17 protein-coding genes are annotated in these 18,315 nt (G+C 64.6%); 7 read left to right on the top strand and 10 right to left on the bottom strand.

Features of this window, described 5'->3' with window-relative positions:
• Positions 1-22 precede the first annotated feature (22 nt).
• The 3 genes from PV773_RS04600 to PV773_RS04590 form a co-directional block, all read right to left on the bottom strand.
• Complete coding sequence (locus PV773_RS04600) at positions 23-403, bottom strand: hypothetical protein (RefSeq protein WP_347965204.1); 381 nt, start codon at positions 401-403, stop codon at positions 23-25.
• A gap of 109 nt (positions 404-512) precedes the next feature.
• Entirely contained in the window at positions 513-926 is a 414-nt protein-coding gene (locus tag PV773_RS04595) for a carboxymuconolactone decarboxylase family protein (protein ID WP_347965203.1), read from the bottom strand.
• Between the two features lie 49 nt (positions 927-975).
• Positions 976-2,355, bottom strand: coding sequence for an aspartate aminotransferase family protein (locus PV773_RS04590; RefSeq protein ID WP_347965202.1), 1,380 nt, complete (start codon positions 2,353-2,355; stop codon positions 976-978).
• A 317-nt stretch (positions 2,356-2,672) separates the two neighbouring features.
• Here PV773_RS04590 and PV773_RS04585 point away from each other — a divergent pair, with 317 nt between their 5' ends.
• The 5 genes from PV773_RS04585 (at position 2,673) to PV773_RS04565 (ending at position 9,707) form a co-directional block, all read left to right on the top strand.
• Positions 2,673-3,050, top strand: coding sequence for a hypothetical protein (locus PV773_RS04585; RefSeq protein ID WP_347965201.1), 378 nt, complete (start codon positions 2,673-2,675; stop codon positions 3,048-3,050).
• Positions 3,051-3,243: 193 nt separating this feature from the next.
• The gene (locus PV773_RS04580; protein ID WP_347965200.1) at positions 3,244-4,818 is read left to right on the top strand and encodes a trimethylamine methyltransferase family protein; all 1,575 of its coding nucleotides are present in this window, start codon (positions 3,244-3,246) and stop codon (positions 4,816-4,818) included.
• Positions 4,819-5,010: 192 nt separating this feature from the next.
• Positions 5,011-5,526 carry an endonuclease domain-containing protein gene (locus PV773_RS04575; protein ID WP_347965427.1) on the top strand — a complete coding sequence of 172 codons (516 nt, stop codon included), beginning with the start codon at positions 5,011-5,013 and terminating at the stop codon, positions 5,524-5,526.
• The gene (locus tag PV773_RS04570; RefSeq protein WP_347965199.1) at positions 5,523-8,096 is read left to right on the top strand and encodes an FAD-dependent oxidoreductase; all 2,574 of its coding nucleotides are present in this window, start codon (positions 5,523-5,525) and stop codon (positions 8,094-8,096) included. Before PV773_RS04575 ends, PV773_RS04570 begins: the two co-directional genes overlap by 4 nt.
• A gap of 261 nt (positions 8,097-8,357) precedes the next feature.
• A complete protein-coding gene (locus tag PV773_RS04565; RefSeq protein ID WP_347965198.1) occupies positions 8,358-9,707 on the top strand; it encodes a Xaa-Pro peptidase family protein in 1,350 nt (449 codons plus the stop codon).
• A gap of 48 nt (positions 9,708-9,755) precedes the next feature.
• Here the strand turns inward: PV773_RS04565 and PV773_RS04560 are convergent, their stop codons facing one another.
• Together PV773_RS04560 and PV773_RS04555 are read right to left on the bottom strand one after the other, a co-directional pair.
• Positions 9,756-10,556 (bottom strand): PhnD/SsuA/transferrin family substrate-binding protein, encoded by an 801-nt coding sequence (locus PV773_RS04560; RefSeq protein ID WP_347965426.1) that lies wholly within the window; start codon positions 10,554-10,556, stop codon positions 9,756-9,758.
• Between the two features lie 48 nt (positions 10,557-10,604).
• Entirely contained in the window at positions 10,605-11,615 is a 1,011-nt protein-coding gene (locus PV773_RS04555) for a fatty acid desaturase (RefSeq protein ID WP_347965197.1), read from the bottom strand.
• A gap of 216 nt (positions 11,616-11,831) precedes the next feature.
• Here PV773_RS04555 and PV773_RS04550 point away from each other — a divergent pair, with 216 nt between their 5' ends.
• Both PV773_RS04550 and bmt read left to right on the top strand, forming a co-directional pair.
• On the top strand, positions 11,832-12,680 hold the full coding sequence (locus PV773_RS04550) for a helix-turn-helix transcriptional regulator (RefSeq protein WP_340038941.1): 849 nt from the start codon (positions 11,832-11,834) through the stop codon (positions 12,678-12,680).
• Positions 12,681-12,801: 121 nt separating this feature from the next.
• A complete protein-coding gene (gene bmt, locus PV773_RS04545; protein ID WP_347965196.1) occupies positions 12,802-13,818 on the top strand; it encodes a betaine--homocysteine S-methyltransferase in 1,017 nt (338 codons plus the stop codon).
• Between the two features lie 5 nt (positions 13,819-13,823).
• Here bmt and PV773_RS04540 read toward each other — a convergent pair whose 3' ends face one another.
• The 5 genes from PV773_RS04540 to PV773_RS04520 all read right to left on the bottom strand — a co-directional run bounded on the left by PV773_RS04540 (position 13,824) and on the right by PV773_RS04520 (position 18,275).
• Positions 13,824-14,144 carry a hypothetical protein gene (locus PV773_RS04540; RefSeq protein ID WP_347965195.1) on the bottom strand — a complete coding sequence of 107 codons (321 nt, stop codon included), beginning with the start codon at positions 14,142-14,144 and terminating at the stop codon, positions 13,824-13,826.
• A 140-nt stretch (positions 14,145-14,284) separates the two neighbouring features.
• Positions 14,285-14,827 (bottom strand): PadR family transcriptional regulator, encoded by a 543-nt coding sequence (locus PV773_RS04535; RefSeq protein WP_347965194.1) that lies wholly within the window; start codon positions 14,825-14,827, stop codon positions 14,285-14,287.
• Between the two features lie 286 nt (positions 14,828-15,113).
• A complete protein-coding gene (locus tag PV773_RS04530; protein WP_347965193.1) occupies positions 15,114-15,560 on the bottom strand; it encodes a hypothetical protein in 447 nt (148 codons plus the stop codon).
• Positions 15,561-15,678: 118 nt separating this feature from the next.
• Positions 15,679-17,715 (bottom strand): VWA domain-containing protein, encoded by a 2,037-nt coding sequence (locus PV773_RS04525; protein ID WP_347965192.1) that lies wholly within the window; start codon positions 17,713-17,715, stop codon positions 15,679-15,681.
• Positions 17,716-17,717: 2 nt separating this feature from the next.
• Positions 17,718-18,275 carry an RNA polymerase sigma factor gene (locus PV773_RS04520; RefSeq protein ID WP_347965191.1) on the bottom strand — a complete coding sequence of 186 codons (558 nt, stop codon included), beginning with the start codon at positions 18,273-18,275 and terminating at the stop codon, positions 17,718-17,720.
• Between the last annotated feature and the right edge of the window lie 40 nt (positions 18,276-18,315).

The following is an 18,315-nucleotide window of genomic DNA, read 5'->3' as shown; positions in this document are numbered from 1 at the left end:
TGCGTTCCGCCCTACCCGCGCTTCAACCGCTCCTGTCAGCCGACTTGACCGACAGCCGCCGGAAGTTCGCCTTCACGCGTTTGCTGGTGGGACGCAGCGCGGCTGCAACCGAACGCTGCGCGGCAACGCCGGTGAGCATCGACGGCGTCTTTCCCGCAAGCACCTCGGGCCAGAACTGCATGGCCGAGTTGAAGTAGGAGATCTGCGCCGCAACGACGCCCTCCGCAATCGCGGCGGTCTTTTCGGTGACCGCCGTCAGGCTTTCGCCCTTGAGCATCTTTCCGGACCTCGCCTCGGTCGCCATCATCGGCAGCCGCATGGCCACGACCATGGGCGCCAGCATCAGGCTGCCGGCAATGGCCGTGGACTGGCGCGAGGCGCGCGCAAACCGCTTGCTGCTCATGCGAACCTCTCCGCCTGCATGCCGTTCCTGTTCAATCTGCAACGGAACGGCAGGTTTATTGTGCACCGCACAATAAACCTGCCGTTGATCGCGAACAAGCGTAAAGCGGCTAGTCCCTGGGTTCGAACTGGATGTCCACCGGCGGGCGCAACGCATTCGCCAGTCGGTTGGTCTCGTTGGCCATGCCGACGACCGCCAGCAGTTCCATCAGCTGCGCCTCGCTGAGGCCCTTGCCGCGTGCCGAAGCGGTATGCGAATAGGTGCAGTATTCGCAGCCATTGGTCGCCGAAACGGCGATGTAGATCATTTCCTTGACCAGCGGGTCGAGCGCGCCGGGCGCCATGACCTCGCGCAACGTCTCCCAGGTGCGCTTCAGCAGCGCCGGGTCGTGTGCCAGCACCTTCCAGAAGTTATTGACCCACTCGACCTTCCGGGTGGCCATGATGTCGTCATAGACGGCTCGAACCGCCTCGTTTGCCTGCTCGTACTCGATCAAAGGCACGATCGGTTTGCCGCTCATCATTTCCTCCCGTTCAAGCAAGCCGGGCAGGCTGCCCTGCCCGGCTCTCGGTTCATGCCTTCCTAAGGTCGCGCTCGGCGAGATCGAGCGCCTTGAGGATGCGATCGCCGGCCATGTCGATGGTAGCGCGGGTCCAGATCAGCGGTGGCGACAGGATCATCGAATCGCCGGTGGCGCGCAGCATCATGCCGTTGGCGATGGCATGGTCGCGCACTGTGACCGCAGCGCTACCGACCGGCGAGAAACGTTCCCTGGTCGCCTTGTCCTTGACGATCTCGATGGCTCCCATGAGGCCGACCGAGCGCACCTCGCCAACGAGGCCGTGGCCGGCGATGCGTTCCTTGAGCATCCGCGCGAAATATGGACCGGTGTCCTTCTTGACCCGTTCGACCAGGCCTTCCCGCTCGATGATCTCGAGGTTCTTGAGCGCCACCGCGCAGGCCACCGGATGCCCCGAATAGGTGTAGCCGTGATAGAACTCGCCGCCCTTCTCCACCAGCGTCGATGCGATGCGATCGCCGACCAGCAGCGCCGAAAGCGGCTGATAGCCGGAGGTCAGCGCCTTGGCGGTGGTGATCGTGTCGGGCTCGATGCCGAAGGTCTGGGCCGCGAACCACTCGCCGGTGCGCCCGTAGCCGGTGATGACCTCGTCCAGCATGAGGAGCACATCGTGCTTGCGGCAGATGCGCTGCACTTCCGGCCAATAGCTTGCCGGCGGGATCTTCACGCCGCCCGCGCCCATGATCGGCTCGCCGATGAAGGCCGCGACGTTCTCGGCACCTGCCTCGACAATGGCGTCCTCGACCGCCTTGGCGGCCCGCAGGCCGAAATCGTCATCGCTCTCGCCCGGTAAAGCGAGTTCGTAGGCATAGGGCATCATTACGTGGACGATGTTCGGCACCGCGCCGCCAAGCTGGTTGTGCATGCCTTCCATGCCGCCGAGCGACGTGCCCGCGACCGTCGAGCCGTGATAGGCCATCTTACGCGAGATGATGCGGTTCTTGTTCGGCTTGCCCTGGAGCGCCCAGTAATGGCGCACGAGCCTGAGCGCGGTGTCGTTGGCTTCCGAACCCGACGAACCATAGAACACCTGGCTGATGTTCTTCGGCGCGAGCTCGGCCAGCTTCCTGGAAAGCAGCACCGGCGTCGGCGTCGTGCACTTGAAGAAGGAGTTGTAGTAGGGCAGCTCCTTCATCTGCGCATAGGCCGCCTCGGCCAGCTCGTTGCGGCCATAGCCGATGTTCACGCACCAAAGGCCCGCCATGCCGTCGAGGATTTCCGTCCCCTCCGAATCATAGATGAACGGGCCTTCGGCGCGGGTGATCATGCGCGACCCGATTTCGCGCAGTTCCTTGTGGTCGGTGAAGGGGTGGAGGTGATGCGCGGCGTCGATCTGCTGAAGCTGCTTCAGCGAATAATTCTGATAGGTCATTGGGTTGTGCCTTCCTCTTGAATCAATCCGGCAGCTGCCGGTGCGGATTCAAGCAAGGCGTGGCGGCGAATAGCCGATGCGCGCGCAGAGTCGGAGAAGCTCCGTGTGCCGCGTGCGCGGCGACGGCTTCGATGCAGCCTGCACAGGAACATGGGCTTGCGGCGCTCTCATACAGTCAATGTAACCCGCGACCTCGTCCAACGACAAGCACAACCAGCCGTTCTCCGGAGTGCCGGAATACCGGGCCTCCCAGGAACGTTGACTGCCTGTAGGCCGGCCTTCCGTCGGCCGAGTCCGATCCCCAGGGAGTCATCAGCATGAAAACCGTAGTTTCAGCCCTCGCCGTCCTGTTCCTGAGCACCGCGGCAAGCCTCGCCGCCGAGCCCGCCAAGGTCATGGATAGCTCAGCCGGCAAGATCTACACCGACGCCAATGGTATGACGCTCTACACCTACGACAAGGACAGCGCCGGCAAATCCGCCTGCAACGGCGACTGCGCCAAGAACTGGCCGCCCTTGATGGCCGCCGACGACGCCAAGGACGAGGGCGAATGGACGCTCGTCACCCGCGACGACGGCTCCAAGATGTGGGCCTATGAGGGCAAGCCCCTCTACACGTTCGCCCAGGACAAGAAGGCCGGAGATGTGACCGGCGACGGCAAGGGTGGTGTCTGGCACGTGGCCAAGGCCGACTGACCTCTCGCCGACCGGCGGCGGTCCGGCGACCGCCGCTGGTCTCATCTGCCTCGCGACAGCGCCGGCTGCGTTCCCGACATTCCGGCATCGCGGCATGTCGCTTCCCTCGCGCTATTGGTCGCCGCTTCCGCAATGAGTGCCGACCGCCCGGTCCAATATGCCCACGACAATTCGACCTGCCGTGAGGATTCCGATGACCGTGGCCCTGACCTCCGCCGAACCGGCTGCCGCCGCCGAACGAGCCCGACGTGGCGGCCGTGCCGGCAAGCGATCCGGCTCTTCGGCTTTCGAGCAGCCGCCTTTCCGACAGCTGAAGATCCCCTTTTCCCCGACGAAACTGGTCTCCGACGACGAGCTGGAATCGATCCACCTCGCCTCGCTCCGCGTGCTCAAGGAGATCGGCGTCGAGGTTCTCCACGACGAGGCGCGCGCCACGATGAAGCGCCATGGCGCCGACGTGGCCGAAGGCTCTCATCGCGTCCGCTTCGACCCCGACATGATCATGGAATACATGGCATCCTGCCCCTCGGAGGTGACGCTTCACGCCCGCAACCCGGCGCACAACGTCCGCTTCGGCGGCGACAACGTCATCTTCGCGCAGATGGCCTCGGCGCCGAATTGTTCGGATACCGATCGCGGCCGCCGCGCCGGCAACCACCAGGACTTCCGCAATCTGGTCAAGCTCGGGCAGATGCACAACATCCTGCATGTCACGGGCGGTTATCCGGTCGAGCCGGTGGACATCCACCCGTCCGTCCGCCACCTCGACTGCCTGCGCGACTTCGCGCTGCTGACCGACAAGGTGTTCCACTGCTACTCGCTGGGCAAGGAACGCAACGTCGACGGCATGGAGATCGCCCGCATCGCCCGCGGCGTCTCGATGGAGCAGTTCGTCGAGGAGCCGTCGGTCCTGACCATCATCAACACCAACTCGCCGCTCAAGCTCGACGTTCCCATGATGGAAGGCATCGTGCAGATGTCGTCGCACGGGCAATTGGTGGTCGTGACGCCATTCACGCTTTCCGGCGCCATGGCTCCCGTGACGATCGCCGGCGCGCTGGTGCAGCAGAACGCCGAGGCGCTCGCCGCCCTCGCCTTCTCGCAGATGGTGCGAAAGGGTGCGCCGGTGGGTTATGGCGGGTTCACCTCGAACGTCGACATGAAGTCGGGTGCGCCCGCCTTCGGTACGCCTGAATACATGAAGGCGCAGCTGGTCGGCGGTCAGCTCGCGCGCCGCTACAACATTCCCTACCGCACCTCCAATGTCTGCGCGGCGAACACCGTGGATGCGCAGGCTGCCTATGAGAGCGTGTTCTCGCTGTGGGGCTGCGTCCAGGGCGGCGGTAATTTCGTCAAGCACGCCGCCGGCTGGCTCGAGGGCGGGCTGACCTGCTCCTACGAAAAGACCATCCTCGACATCGACCTCCTGCAGATGGTGGCGGAGTTCCTGACGCCGCTCGATCTCTCCGAGGACGCGCTCGCCATCGATGCCATCCGTGACGTCGGCCCCGGCGGCCATTTCTTCGGCACCGCCCACACCCAGTCGCGCTACAAGACCGCCTTCTACGCGCCGATCATCTCCGACTGGCGCAATTTCGAGACCTGGGCGGAGGCCGGCTCGCCGACCGCGATCCAGCGCGCCAACCGCATCTGGAAGGAGCGCCTCGCCGCCTACGAGGAGCCGTGGATCGACCCGGCGATCCGCGAGGAGCTCAACGCCTTCGTCGACAAGCGCAAGGCCGAAGGCGGCGCACCGACGGATTTTTGATCCATGGCTTCGCCGGATCGACCCCCACTCCGGTCGGCTCCGCCGACCACCTCTCCCCCGCTCGACGGGGGAGAGGAAGCGCGTTTCGTTCTGGACCGCCACAACATTCCCGAAAGCCGAAAGACAGACGGACCGGGCTCCCTTCCTCTCCCACCGGAGGGGGGAGAGGTGGCGCCGCGAAGCGGCGACGGAGTGGGGGAAGTCGTATCAGCCAATCGTAGCCGCCGCCGGCGAGGCACCACTGCCCGCGCACGCAAGCTTCGCCAAGGTGGAAACAGGGCAGAAGCCCTGCTTTGGCTCGAACTGAAGAACAGGAAGCTCGGCGGCCATCGCTTCACACGCCAATTGCCGATCGGGCCATACTTCGCCGATTTCGCATGTAGGGAGAAGTGGCTGGTCGTTGAAGTCGACGGAAGTCAGCACGCTGAAAGCTCGAGAGACCGCATTCGCGACAATTTCATGCAGTCGCAGGGCTATTCAGTGCTGCGTTTCTGGAACACTGACGTACTCAAGCTCCGCTCCGCGGTCTGCGAGACAATCCTAGCGGCACTGTCCGGTCGGCTGAGCGCGAACATCGAAGCGCAAGACCTTCGATTCGTCGTCGCTCGGACGGCAGTGCCCCCCGTCGAGCATCTCACTCTTAGTCAGCGGGTCGTGCAAAGCGACCCGCACGATTCATCTTCTTCAAACTTGGATATAACCTCATGAAATCCCATGTGAAAGCGGTTGTCATCGGTGGCGGCGTGGTGGGCTGCTCGGTGCTCTACCACCTCGCCCGCGCCGGCTGGACCGACGTCATGCTGATCGAGCGCTCGGAGCTCACCTCCGGTTCGTCCTGGCATGCCGCCGGCGGCTTCCACACCCTCAATGGCGACCCCAACGTCGCCAAGCTCCAGGCCTACACGGTCCAGCTCTACAAGGAGCTGGAGGAGATTTCCGGCCAGTCCTGCTCGCTGCACCTGACCGGCGGCGTCATGCTGGCCGACAGCCCCGAGCGCATGGACTTCCTGCGCCTGGCGCACGCCAAGGGCCGCTACCTCGGCATGGACACCGAGCTGATCACGCCGTCCGAAGCCAAAAAGATGTTCCCGCTGATGGACGAGAAGCACTTCGTCGGCGCCATGTGGGACCCGGTCGAAGGCCATCTCGACCCCTCCGGAACCACGCACGCCTATGCCAAGGCGGCGAAGAAGCTCGGCGCCGAGATCGTGCTGCGCAATCCGGTGAAGGAACTGACGCAGGATCCGGACGGCACCTGGAACGTCATCACCGAACAGGGCACCGTGAAGGCCGAGCACGTCGTCAACTGCGGCGGCCTGTGGGCGCGCGAGGTCGGCCGCATGGTCGGCGTCGAGTTGCCCGTGCTCGCAATGGAGCACATGTACCTGCTCACCGAGCCAATGCCCGAGGTCGAGGCCTTCAACAAGGAAACCGGCCGCGAGATGATCGGCGTGCTCGATTTCAAGGGCGAGATCTACACGCGCCAGGAGCGCAACGGCATCCTGCTCGGCACCTACGAGAAGGCCTGCAAGCCGTGGTCGCCGGTCAACACGCCTTGGGATTTCGGTCACGAACTGTTGGCGCCCGACCTCGACCGCATCGCCCCGTCGCTGGAGATCGGCTTCCAGCACTTCCCGGGCATCGCGAACGCCGGCATCAAGCAGGTCATCAACGGCCCCTTCACCTTCGCGCCCGACGGCAACCCGCTGGTCGGCCCGGTGCAGGGCCTGACCAATTTCTGGTGCGCCTGCGCCGTCATGGCGGGCTTCAGCCAAGGCGGCGGCGTCGGCCTCGCGCTGTCCAACTGGATGGTCCACGGCGACCCCGGCTTCGACGTCTGGGGCATGGATGTCGCCCGCTTCGGCGAATGGGCAGGCCTGCGCTACACCAACGCCAAGGTGCGCGAGAACTACTCGCGCCGCTTCTCGATCCGCTTCCCCAACGAGGAACTGCCGGCCGCCAGGCCGGCACAAACGACGCCGCTCTACGACACCATGGTCGCCAACAACGCGGTCATGGGCGACAGCTGGGGCCTGGAAACGCCGCTCTGGTTCGCGCCGAAGGGGACGGAACCCAAGGACATCGTCTCCTTCCACCGTTCCAACGACTTCGAACACATCGGCAACGAAATCCGGGCGACGCGCGAAAGCGTCGGCGTGACCGAAATCGCCAACTTCGCCAAATACGAGGTCTCGGGCCCTGCCGCCGAGGATTTCCTCAACCGGCTGATGACCAACCGCATGCCGAAGAAGGGCCGCATCGTGCTGACCCCGATGCTGAACGAGTTCGGCCGGCTGATCGGCGACTTCACCATCGCCAAGTCGGGCGATGACAAGTTCATGATCTGGGGCTCGTCGGCGGCGCAGAAGTATCATATGCGCTGGTTCGAAAAGCACCTGCCCAAGGACGGTTCGGTGCGCATCCACCGCTACGACCAGACGCTCGTCGGCCTCTCGATCGCCGGCCCCAAGTCGCAGGCGCTTCTTGCCAAGCTGGTCGACGTCGATGTTTCGAGCAAGGCGTTCCGCTTCATGGATTTCCGCGAGATGGCGGTGGGCGGCGCGCCCTGCATGGTCAACCGCATCACCTATACCGGCGATCTCGGCTATGAAATCTGGATGGCTCCCACCTACCAGCGCCTCGTCTACAAGGCGATCAAAGAGGCCGGCGAGGAGTTCGGCATCGTCGATTTCGGCATGCGTGCCCTGCTTTCCATGCGCCTGGAGAAGAACTTCCCGACCTGGTTCCGCGAACTTCGTCCGATCTACGGGCCGTTCGAGGGCTCCATGGAGCGCTTCATCAAGCTCGAGAAGAACGACTTCATCGGCCGCGAGGCAGCCGCCAAGGAACATGCCGAGGGACCGAAGCTGCGCCGCGTCTCCTTCTATGTCGACGCGCTCGACGCCGACGTGATGGGCGACGAGCCGATCTGGGCGAAGGTCGGCAACAAGGACTTCGGCACGGTCGAGAAGCCGCATGGCTACGGCGCGCCGCGCTTCGACGAGACCGGCAAGGAGGTGCGCGGTTCGGACGCCGCCACCGGCGCATCCGCAGTGCGCGGCATCGTCGACGGCGACTGGCGCGTGGTCGGCTGGGTGACGTCGGGCGGTTACGCCCACTATGTCCAGAAATCGATGGCGCAGGGCTATGTGCCGGCAGCACTTGCCGAAAACGAAGCCGACGGCCTGTTCGAGATCGAAATCCTCGGCAAGCGCCGCCCTGCGCGCATCAATGTCGAGCCGCCCTTCGATCCGAGCGGCGAAAAGATGCGGGGGTAAATAGCCACGCCTTGCCCCCGATGATCGGCAATCACCCCCACTCCGTCGCGCTGCGCGCGCCACCTCTCCCCCTGCCCGGGGGAGAGGAAATGCGCCTCATTCTGCTGGCAGATTGGCCATGAACTTGGCCCAGCACACTCCGGTTTGGAGAAATGAAGGGCGCGCCGACTGCGGCCGCCCTTCCTCTCCCCCGTCGATCGGGGGAGAGGTGGTTTGCGCAGCAAACCGGAGTGGGGGTCGACAACTCCATGATGACCTACGATGAGTGCTGGCACGAACTTCGGCCGCCACCGCAAGATCATGCCTTTCGAACCCGGCTCGACGGAAGCACTGCGCGAACAAGCCCGCACCAAGGCAGCCTCGCTCAACAGCCACGTCCTCGGTTATGGAACGGTCGCCGAGGCCGAGTGGGCGGCGGCGGGCATTGCCGCACCCGATCTTGGCGCCATGCGCCGATACCGTCTCGATCGCATTCGCACTGAGCTCCGGCGGCGCGGCTATGCCGGCGCCCTGCTCTACGATCCCGTCAACATCCGCTACGCCACTGACAGCACCAACATGCAGCTGTGGGTGGCGCACAATCCGACACGCCACTGCTTCGTGGCCACCGACGGCCCGGTGGTGCTGTTCGACTATTTCTCCTGCGAGCACCTGTCCGACCATTCAGGCGTCGTCGCCGAGGTCCGCCCGGCAATGTCGTGGATGTATCTCTACAGCGCCGAACTGACCGCCATGAAGGTAGAGCGCTGGGCTCAGGGCATCGCCGACGTCGTGCGCGAGCACGGCGGCGGCATTGGCCGTATCGCCGTCGACCATCTCGACCATGAGGGCGTCGAGGCGCTTGCCCGGCTCGGCATCTCGGTCGGCAATGGCGAGGCGGTGATGGAGAACGCCCGCCTGATCAAGTCCCCGGACGAGATCCTCTGCATGCGCCGCGCCATCGTCGCCTGCGAGGCGGCCATGGGCGAGATGGAGGCGGCACTCCGCCCCGGCATATCCGAGAATGAACTCTGGGCCGAACTGCACCGTGGCAACATCGCCCGTGGCGGCGAATGGATCGAAACACGGCTCCTGGCCTCGGGCCCACGCACCAATCCATGGTTCCAGGAGTGCTCGTCGCGCATCCTAGAAGCCGGCGACCTCGTCGCCTTCGACACCGACCTCATCGGCCCCTACGGCTTCTGCGCCGACCTGTCGCGCACATGGCTGTGCGGCGACGGGGCGCCCACAGGCGAACAGCGCGACCTCTACAAGATCGCCGCCGACCAGATCGCTCACAATGTCTCGCTGCTGAGGCCAGGCATCGGCTTCCGCGAACTGGTCGAACGTTCGGCGGTGCCGCCGCCCGACTGCTTTCCGGCGCGCTACGGCGTGCTCTACCACGGCGTCGGCCTCGCCGACGAGTACCCGACCCTCCCCCATGCAGCCGACTGGACAATCGACACGCCCGACGGCGAGCTGGAACCTGGCATGGTGCTGTGTGTCGAGAGCTACATCGGCCGCCTTGGCGGGCATGAAGGCGTCAAGATCGAAGAACAAGTGCTCATCACCGAGGCCGGCCATGAGCAGCTCTCCGTCTACCCGCTCGATAGCCGCTTGCTGGGCCGGTGATCCTCGGCTTTTTGAGGCTCCCCCGGAACCCTCAATTGCGTGAGGAACTCAAGCCATTCCGGCAATGATGTCGGTGAGTTTCGCCGGGCCGGGTGTGCTGCCCGCCGTGATGAACGGCAGACCCTTGCGCTTGCCTGTCCAGCCGACGACAACGAGCCCCCTGGCCGCTGGTTCGAAACGCTGTGCCAGCGTCCAGCTCCGGCAATCGACGGTTGCCACATCGGCCCTGCCTTCGACGATGTAGGCGAGCGATGAGCGATGGCCGCCGCTCTCCACCTGCTCGGAGAACATGTCGAGACTTTCGCCCAGAGCCGCAAGATCGCGGGAAATGCCGTCATAACCAGACATTGAATCCCGGCTATTGAAGGCGAAGCGCTTGCCGCGGATGAGCTCCAGCGGGATCTGCGCCGCATTGTCTGCCGTCGCGGCGACTTGCGAGGCGACCGCGCCCGCTCGCATGACGATCGCGCTGGAATAGAGATCGCCACGCCCGCCTTCGATGCCGTCGTAGTTCGGCTGGCCGATGACCCGAACTTCCGCAGCGAGCCCGGTCTTCTCCATGGGTCCCCAGCACGTCTGGCCGACCAGGAGTTGCGGATGCCGGAACAGCGTCGCCAGATCGAAATCTTCTGGGGGCAGTGTTGCCGGGTCGGGAGCGATCACCTCGCCGGCGCGGTTGCGGATTCCCCCTGGAACGGCCGGCATGTCGCGGTTGCATCGGGCAAGACGCTCCGGGGCGTCGTATCCCGCTGCCCGCAGCCTTTCACGCAGGGTTGCCCATTGGGCATCGACGTCCGCCCGAATTTCGGGCCAGTCATACATAGGCAGTGCGGCTATGAAAGTGCTCATGACAATTATTTCAAGCTCAATTGCGTCTGCTGGCAAGCGAAGGGGGGCTCATTCTTTCGGTGGTTCGGCGGGTACGGGCGCCGTACCCAGCCCGTTGACATTGCGCGCCCTGATGCGCGGCGCAAACGCCCTGCCGGCCTCGGGGGTGCGGCGCAGTACGGGATGACACACCGGCTCCTTGGCGCGGAATGCATAGGCGCGGATCAGCGACAGGTAGTTCGGATAGGCATAGCCCTTGTTCATCCTGAGCCACTCGTCGCGGCGCGCGCGAAACAGCGCCGGCAGCTTGTACCAGGCCACGGTGGGGCTCTTGTGGTGCACGAAATGCAGGTTGTTGTTGAGGAACAGGATGGACAGCGGCGAGCGTTCGACGATGATCGTTCGCCCTTCCGGATGCTCGGACCACTGGTGCTCGGCAAAGGTGCGGACGGAGATCACGGAATGTCCGAGCCAGACGGGAACCAGCACGTAGAGCCAGATCGGCATGCCGAAGCCAAACTGGATGACGGGAAGGATCACCGCGAGCCCCGCCCCGTGCAGAAGCCAGGCCTTGCGGATGGCCTTGTCGCCAGCGGCGATCGACTTCGCATCATCGACGAAGAAGCCGATGCAAGACAGAAGCGGCCCGAGCACGAAGCGCCCTGCCATGGTATTGTTGACCTCGAGCACGAACTTCATCGCACCCGGCAGCTGCTCATGCTGCCACAGCGCCCGATAATAGCTCTCGGGGTCATCGAACGGGTCGGTCAGCTTCTCGTCGGCATGGTGGCGCAGGTGAATGGTCTTGAAGCGCCGGTACGGCCAGAGGAGGCCGATCGGAAGCGACACCAGCGCCTCGTTGACCAGCGCATTGCGTGTCGGATGGCCGTGCAGCACTTCGTGCACCAGTGATGACTGAAGCGCCACCGTCAGAGACAGGACAATCAGGGCCACGATGGGAAAGGTCGGCCACAGCAGGCCGCCGGCGACGAGCCAGACGGCATAACAGGCAGCGATGAGAAATACTGTCGGCCACTCCACTGCCGTGGTCGTGCTGCGCCTTTTTCTGCTCTTTGCCATGCTGCTGCCTGCTGTCCCCTCATGCCGGAACCTGATGGTTCCTGACATAAGGTTGTCAGTAATCATGTATGGCTTCAACGCGACAATGCGCACATAATGTTTACATTGCGCTTCTTAGGCCGCAGTTGTTATATTTAGTAAACAGTGCGGAAGCTGAATCTAATTCCCCACGCGGATATGCCGCCGAAAGCAATTCGAATCCAGGAAGGCCCCGCCATGGACAAACGCGATCTCTCCGAAGTGTTCAGGGAACGCATCAAGACGCTGGTTCAGCGCTCAGGGCTCAACCAGTCGGCTTTCGCGGCCTCCATCGACATCGACCGCTCGGCGCTGTCGCAACTGCTGTCTGGCGCCACGACTCGGTTGCCCCGGGCCGAAACGCTGCTGACGATCGCTTCGACCCACAAGGTCTCGCTCGACTGGCTGCTCGGGCTCAGCCAGGACGAAGGCGTCACCGGCGAGATCCGCGAGAGCCTCGAAATCGAGGAGGCGTCGGGCGGCTTCGAGCGAACGCTGATTGCCAAGTGGCACGCGGAAGCGGCGGGGACCAAGATCCGCTACGTGCCGGCCGGCATTCCCGACCTCTTGCGCACGGAGGCGCTGATCGACTACGAGGCCGACATCTCGAAGAAGAGCCGCGAGGCGCAGGCGGGCGAGACGCAATACCGCATCGACTACAACCGCAGGCCGGAGACCGACATGGAGGTCTGCATGCCGCGCCATACGCTGGAGATTTTCGCACGCGGACTGGGCGTCTGGTCGGGCCTTCCCGATCGCGACCGCCGGGCGCAACTGCGTCACATGGCCGACTTGCTCGACGACCTCTATCCGACCTTCCGCCTGTTTCTCTACGACGGTCGGCTTCGGTATTCCGTGCCCTACACGATCTTCGGCCAGGCACGCGCCGCCCTTTACGTCGGCGACATGTATCTGGTGCTCTACGCCACAGAGCCGATCCGCACCCTGACCCGCCATTTCGAGAACCTGATCCGCGCCGCCGACATTAATCCGCACGAGACGGCGGCCTTTGCCCGCAAGCTGGCGACAAGCTTCTTCACCCGCTGATCACCCGCCGGACTGGACACAAGCGCGCGGAGATTGCCTCCGTCGATATGCTGGACATTGACTGGACATAAAGACTTCTTTATATCCTTATCCATCTTCCATTCACATGAAAGCCGTCTCGATGACCGCCAATCCGATCGACGTCCTGCTCGCCGAAAAGGGGATCCTGCTTGCCGACGGCGCCACCGGGACAAACCTGTTCGGCATGGGCCTGGAGGCCGGCGAAGCTCCCGAGCTTTGGAACGAAAGCGCACCCGAGAAGATCGAGACGCTGCACCAGAAGTTCGTCGATGCGGGCGCCGATATCATCCTCACCAATTCCTTCGGCGGCACGCGCCATCGTCTCAAGCTGCATCATGCGCAGGATCGCGTCTTCGAGCTCAACAAGCGCGCCGCCGAGATCGCCCGCTCGGTCGCCGACAAGGCCGGCCGCAAGGTCATCGTCGCCGGCTCCGTCGGCCCGACCGGCGAGCTTTTGGTGCCGCTCGGCGCACTGACCTACGATCAGGCCGTGGAGGCCTTCGCCGAGCAGATCGAGGGGCTGAAGGCCGGTGGCGCCGAAGTCGCATGGATCGAGACCATGTCGGCCCCCGACGAGATCCGCGCCGCGGCCGAGGCCGCGATCCGCGTTGGCCTGCCCTATACCTATACCGGTTCGTTTGACACCGCCGGCCGCACCATGATGGGCCTGTTGCCCAAGGACATCCACGCCGTTGCCGACGGTCTGGCCGAGGCGCCGCTGGGCGTCGGCGCCAACTGCGGCGTCGGCGCGTCCGACATCCTCGCCTCGCTGCTCGACATGACCGCGGCCAAGCCGGAGGCGACCGTTATCGTCAAGGGCAACTGCGGCATCCCCGAGTTTCGCGGAACCGAGATCCACTATTCCGGCACGCCGGAGCTGATGTCGGATTACGTGCGGCTCGCGGTCGACGGCGGCGCCAGGATCATCGGTGGCTGCTGCGGCACCTCGTTCGAACATCTCGCCGCGATGCGCAAGGCGCTCGACGGCCACCGGAAGGACGCGCGCCCGACCGTCGAGACCATCATCGAGCGCATCGGCCCGATGCGCAACAAGCTGGCCGATGCCGGTTCGGGCGAAGGCGGCGAAGGCCGCCGCGAACGCCGCCGCCGCAGCTGACCTGTTCAGCTGTTCTCATCGTAGCGGGCGAGGGCCGACCTGGTGTCGGTCCCTGCCCCTTCGACCGGCCGCATCACCGCAAGCGCGTCCGATATCCGGACGTCCGCAAGCCTTTCCATGACCAGGCCAAATCGCTCGTTGCGCAGCGCGGACAGCGCCGTTCGGTGCGCATCGTCCAAGGCGCTTGTACTGCTGCCGGCCGAGCGCTCGGCTCGAGTGGCTGTTGCGGCCACCAGATTTTCGGCGCGGCCCGCCACGCGGGACTGTGAAACAGCCGAAGCGGGCGCGAACGCCGCCGCGCCAGAAGTCGGACCATCAACCTGCATTCCAAGCCCCCACCTTGCCCGATGGCTGTCCTAGCCGCGGATCGTTGCGATCCGGTTCGTGGAGACGCTGGCTTTTGACTTGAATTGTCGGAAGTTCCCGCCTCACGCGGCGGGAACTCCAGGCTCGGGATTGACGGCCGTCAGAGGTCTTCGAGGTCGCGGCGAGCCTTCTTGAGAATCTCGCGCGCCTTCTCGGCCTGAGCAGCCGTCAGCGAGCCGCTGCGCAGCCGGCTGAACACTGCGAAGTTCAGGGCCTTGACCTCGTCGCCAAGCGCCACGCCACTGACCTGCGTCGAGGCTTCGTCTATCTGGGCATTGATCTTGGCGAGCTCCGCCGCGTTTTCCGCGAGATAGGCCTTGCCCTGCTCGGTGATCGAATAGAGCCGCTTGTTGCCGTCGGCCGCCGACGACACGAGGTCGGCCTCCTCAAGCATCTGCAGCATCGGATATATGGCGCCCGGGCTCGGGCTGTAAGCACCCTGGAATTTGGCTTCCAGCGCCTTGATGATGTCGTAGCCGTGGCGCGGTTCCTCGGCGATCAGGCCTAGCACGACAAGGCGCAGCGCGCCGGGATCGAACATGCGCGGGCCACGGCCGCCGAAGGGGCCGCCACGATGGCGACCGAAGGGACCGCCGCGACCGTGCCGGCCGCCGCCCCTGCCGCCTTCATGCTGGCCCGACATGGACCATTCTCCGCCGCAGCGATGATTGAAATTGGGGTGGTTGAACATGTCTGTGCCTCTCCAGGATGTTCGCTTCATACCGCTATATCTATTCAAAGATATATCTTTTACAAGATAGAACGTAAGGATTTTCCGACGGACGAGTTGCAGCCGCGCGAAAAGGGCCGACGAAGAGCGCCCTCGCCTGCCCACCAAAACAGAATTTTTGTTCTTTATTTCAGCAGCTTACTATCGTCGCGCTCGGAACCACATGAGGCGCGAGCGGAATCCGGTGCCCGCTTGCGACTTACGCCCCAACGACGACGTCAGTCAGGGTCTTACTGAAGTGCTCCTCCTGTCGCTCCAGCCATGCATAGGCCGCCGGCCAGTTGGCCGGATCGACCATTGCGACGGGATGGTTGGACAGGTAACAGAGATTGTAATTGCCGCGCAGGCTGACACCGAGCGCCCGCCCGAGGCCGGGCTCGAAGGCCGCGAGCCGATTGACGGTGGTCGCATAGCTCTCGCCACGCTGACCGCGCACGAACAGCCCGACGCTTCGATTGGTGAGGTAGAGCGAAACGACGAGATCGTCCGAGACATGGCGCCAGCGCGAATAGAGGCTGCCGTGGCGTATCCTGGGATCGCTGCGCCGGGCGAGATAGCCGTCCCAGAATGCCTTGATCTCGCGCGACGACAGCGAGCGAAGGCCGCCATGCGCGATGTCCCATTCGTCCGGTTGCCTGTCGGCCATTCGGCTCTCCGATGCCCCGCCTTCGTGATTTCGGGTGGACGCCTAGAGACCACAAAAGATCGGCCGGCGGAAAGCCCCCTTTCCGCCGGCCGGCCCACCTGCCCAAGCCAGGTCGTTGCTACTGCTTGCTGCCCTGGAGCGAAGACGCCAGCCGCACCAGCGACAGGAATTCGGCGCGATAGCCGTAAGGATCGGCACCGCGCGCCGCCGAGGCGATCTCGGCGATCTTTTCGTAGCCGAGCTTCGATGTCGCATCCTCGTCGCGCAGCTTCTGGCCGAAGGCCGCCACCGCCACCGAGAAGCGCTGGTCGGTGCCGGCCGCTTCGAAGCTCGCGACCTCGTTCGCCTTGCTCACCGGCGTGGTGATCAGCTTGCTGACGTCGCCGTCAGGCGCCTTGTAGCGGATCTTCACGAAGGCATATTCGTCGGCATTGGCGACACCGCCGTTGTTGGTGGCCGCCTGGCCGTAGCGCAGCGGGTCCATGGCAAGCGCCGGGCTGTCCTTGGGCGTGATCTCGTAGATCGCCGTCACCGAATGGCCCGAGCCGATCTCGCCGGCATCGATGCGGTCGTTGTTGAAATCCTCGCGGTTCAGCGCCCGGGTCTCGTAGCCGATCAGCCGATATTCCGCGACCGCCGCCGGATTGAACTCGACCTGGATCTTCACGTCCTTGGCGATCGGGAACAGCGTCGACGACGCATCCTGCACCAGCACCTTCTCGGCCTCCGCCAGCGTATCGATATAGGCCGCAGTGCCGTTGCCGTTCTGGGCGATGGTCTGCATCATCTGGTCGTTGAGATTGCCGCGGCCGAAGCCGAACACCGACAGGAACACGCCCGACTTGCGCTTCTCCTCGATCAGCCGCTTGAGGTCGTCGTCATCGGTCTGGCCGACATTGAAGTCGCCGTCGGTCGCCAGCATCACCCGGTTGACGCCGTCCTTGACGAAGGACTTTTGGGCCAGCCGGTAGGCTTCGCGGATGCCCGCCTCGCCCGCCGTCGATCCGCCCGGTGCCAGCGTGTCGATGGCAGCCAGGATCTTGTCGCGCTCCGCCGCCTTGGTCGGCTCGAGCACGGTCCCGGCGTCTCCGGCATAGGTGACGATCGAAACGGTGTCATCGGCGGCCAGCTTATTGACCAGCAACCGGAAGGCCGAGCGCAGCAGCGGCAGCTTGTCCGGCTCGTCCATCGAGCCCGACACGTCGATCAGGAACACCAGGTTCGCCTTCGGCCGCTGCGCCGGTTGCACGTCGTAGCCCTTGATGGCGACATGCATCAGCTTGGTGTTCTCGTTCCACGGCGTCGGCATGACGCTGACGGCGGTGTTGAACGGCGTCGACGCCAAGTCCGGCCCCTTCCAGTCATATGGGAAGTAGTTGACCATCTCCTCGACCCGCACGGTGTCGGGCTGGGGAAGGATGCCTTCCTTCAGCGAACGGCGGACGAAGGAATAGGACGCCGTGTCGACGTCGATGGAGAAGGTCGAAACCGGATCCTCCAGCGCCGAGCGCACCGGGTTGGTCTTGAAGTCCTCGATGCGGTCGCGATTTTCCTCGCGCGGCATCGGCAGGTCCGACGGGGCGATGGCGCCCTGCGGCTCGGCCATGAGGGTGGGCATGCCCTGAGGCGCGGTCATCCGGACGACGGGCGCCGCCGCGTCGGCCATCGGCGCCGGCGCGGGCATCGCGGGCGCGGCTTCGTTCGTCGCGGCTGCTTCCTCGTCGGCAACGTCCGATTTCGCCCTGGCCGCAGTGAGGGTTTCGGCGATCCGGCCTGCCTCGGCGTTCGGCTTGGCAGCTTGCTGTGCTGCAGTCGACGGCTCGACGCGCTCGCGCGCCTCCTGCTTGGCCTCAGGCGCCGGCAAACGGAACGGCGATTCCTCGATCAGATAGAACGTGGCGTAACCCGCAATCGGCAGGGCGACGAGCCCGGCGAGAGCCGGCGCCGCGATCAGCTTCTTCTGCATGATGTCTCTCCAGAGCTTCCTTGCTCGTTCGGTGAGACGATTGTCCTCGCCCGTTCCTTGGGCCGCCGGAGAGATTTTTTCTTCGTCGTAGGCAGACATGGCAGCCGCCAGCGCGCTCGCCTTCGCCTCGGCATTCGGCGCCGGCGCCTGCATGTTCCTGAGCATGTCGAGTTCGTTGTCGTCGACCATGATCATTCTTCCCCGGCCGAGCGCATCAAGAGCTTCAACCGTTTCTTCGCTTCATGGATGTGCCAGGAGACCGTTGCCTCCGCGATGGCCATGGCCTCGGCCGCATCGGCATGCGACAGGCCCTCGCCATAAACCAAAAGCACCGCGTCGCGCTGCTTGTCCGGCAGCTGGCGTACGGCGGCCCACAAGGCTTCCGTCGGGTCTTCGCCACCCTCTGGTTCGCCCGCGACCAGTGCGTGGACGCCATATGCGGCGGTCTTGGCCATGTCCCTCGACGATTTGCGCAGCGCATCGCGTGCGGCGTTGATGGTCATGGCATAGAGCCAGGTGGTGAAGGCCGAGCCGCCGCGATAGTCCCTGACGGCACGCCCCAGCCGCACGCACACGTCCTGGGCGATGTCCTCGGCATCCGATGCATTGCCGCACCAGCGCCAGGCGACGCGATGGATGAAGTCGTAGTGCCTTCCGACGAGTTCGCCGAAAGCCTGCCTGTCGCCATCGCGCGCTCGTCCGACCAGTTCTGAGTCGGAGGCCTCGCCCTCTTGAAGCGTCATCGCCATCATCGCCACTTGGACGAGAGCTTTTGGGCAATCCTTGGGG

This window comes from Mesorhizobium sp. CC13 (assembly GCF_039907765.1).
GTDB lineage: Bacteria > Pseudomonadota > Alphaproteobacteria > Rhizobiales > Rhizobiaceae > Aminobacter.
The sequence above is the reverse complement of the archived record's forward strand: the minus strand, read 5'-3'. Positions and strand labels throughout refer to the sequence as shown.

Bases quoted from the DNA above. Each gene is read 5' to 3' on its own strand.
- PV773_RS04600 (WP_347965204.1), bottom strand. From the start codon at position 403: ATGAGCAGCAAGCGGTTTGCGCGCGCCTCGCGCCAGTCCACGGCCATT.
- PV773_RS04595 (WP_347965203.1), bottom strand. From the start codon at position 926: ATGATGAGCGGCAAACCGATCGTGCCTTTGATCGAGTACGAGCAGGCA.
- PV773_RS04590 (WP_347965202.1), bottom strand. From the start codon at position 2,355: ATGACCTATCAGAATTATTCGCTGAAGCAGCTTCAGCAGATCGACGCC.
- PV773_RS04585 (WP_347965201.1), top strand. From the start codon at position 2,673: ATGAAAACCGTAGTTTCAGCCCTCGCCGTCCTGTTCCTGAGCACCGCG.
- PV773_RS04580 (WP_347965200.1), top strand. From the start codon at position 3,244: ATGACCGTGGCCCTGACCTCCGCCGAACCGGCTGCCGCCGCCGAACGA.
- PV773_RS04570 (WP_347965199.1), top strand. From the start codon at position 5,523: ATGAAATCCCATGTGAAAGCGGTTGTCATCGGTGGCGGCGTGGTGGGC.
- PV773_RS04565 (WP_347965198.1), top strand. From the start codon at position 8,358: ATGAGTGCTGGCACGAACTTCGGCCGCCACCGCAAGATCATGCCTTTC.
- PV773_RS04560 (WP_347965426.1), bottom strand. From the start codon at position 10,556: ATGAGCACTTTCATAGCCGCACTGCCTATGTATGACTGGCCCGAAATT.
- PV773_RS04555 (WP_347965197.1), bottom strand. From the start codon at position 11,615: ATGGCAAAGAGCAGAAAAAGGCGCAGCACGACCACGGCAGTGGAGTGG.
- PV773_RS04550 (WP_340038941.1), top strand. From the start codon at position 11,832: ATGGACAAACGCGATCTCTCCGAAGTGTTCAGGGAACGCATCAAGACG.
- bmt (WP_347965196.1), top strand. From the start codon at position 12,802: ATGACCGCCAATCCGATCGACGTCCTGCTCGCCGAAAAGGGGATCCTG.
- PV773_RS04540 (WP_347965195.1), bottom strand. From the start codon at position 14,144: ATGCAGGTTGATGGTCCGACTTCTGGCGCGGCGGCGTTCGCGCCCGCT.
- PV773_RS04535 (WP_347965194.1), bottom strand. From the start codon at position 14,827: ATGTCGGGCCAGCATGAAGGCGGCAGGGGCGGCGGCCGGCACGGTCGC.
- PV773_RS04530 (WP_347965193.1), bottom strand. From the start codon at position 15,560: ATGGCCGACAGGCAACCGGACGAATGGGACATCGCGCATGGCGGCCTT.
- PV773_RS04525 (WP_347965192.1), bottom strand. From the start codon at position 17,715: ATGGTCGACGACAACGAACTCGACATGCTCAGGAACATGCAGGCGCCG.
- PV773_RS04520 (WP_347965191.1), bottom strand. From the start codon at position 18,275: ATGGCGATGACGCTTCAAGAGGGCGAGGCCTCCGACTCAGAACTGGTC.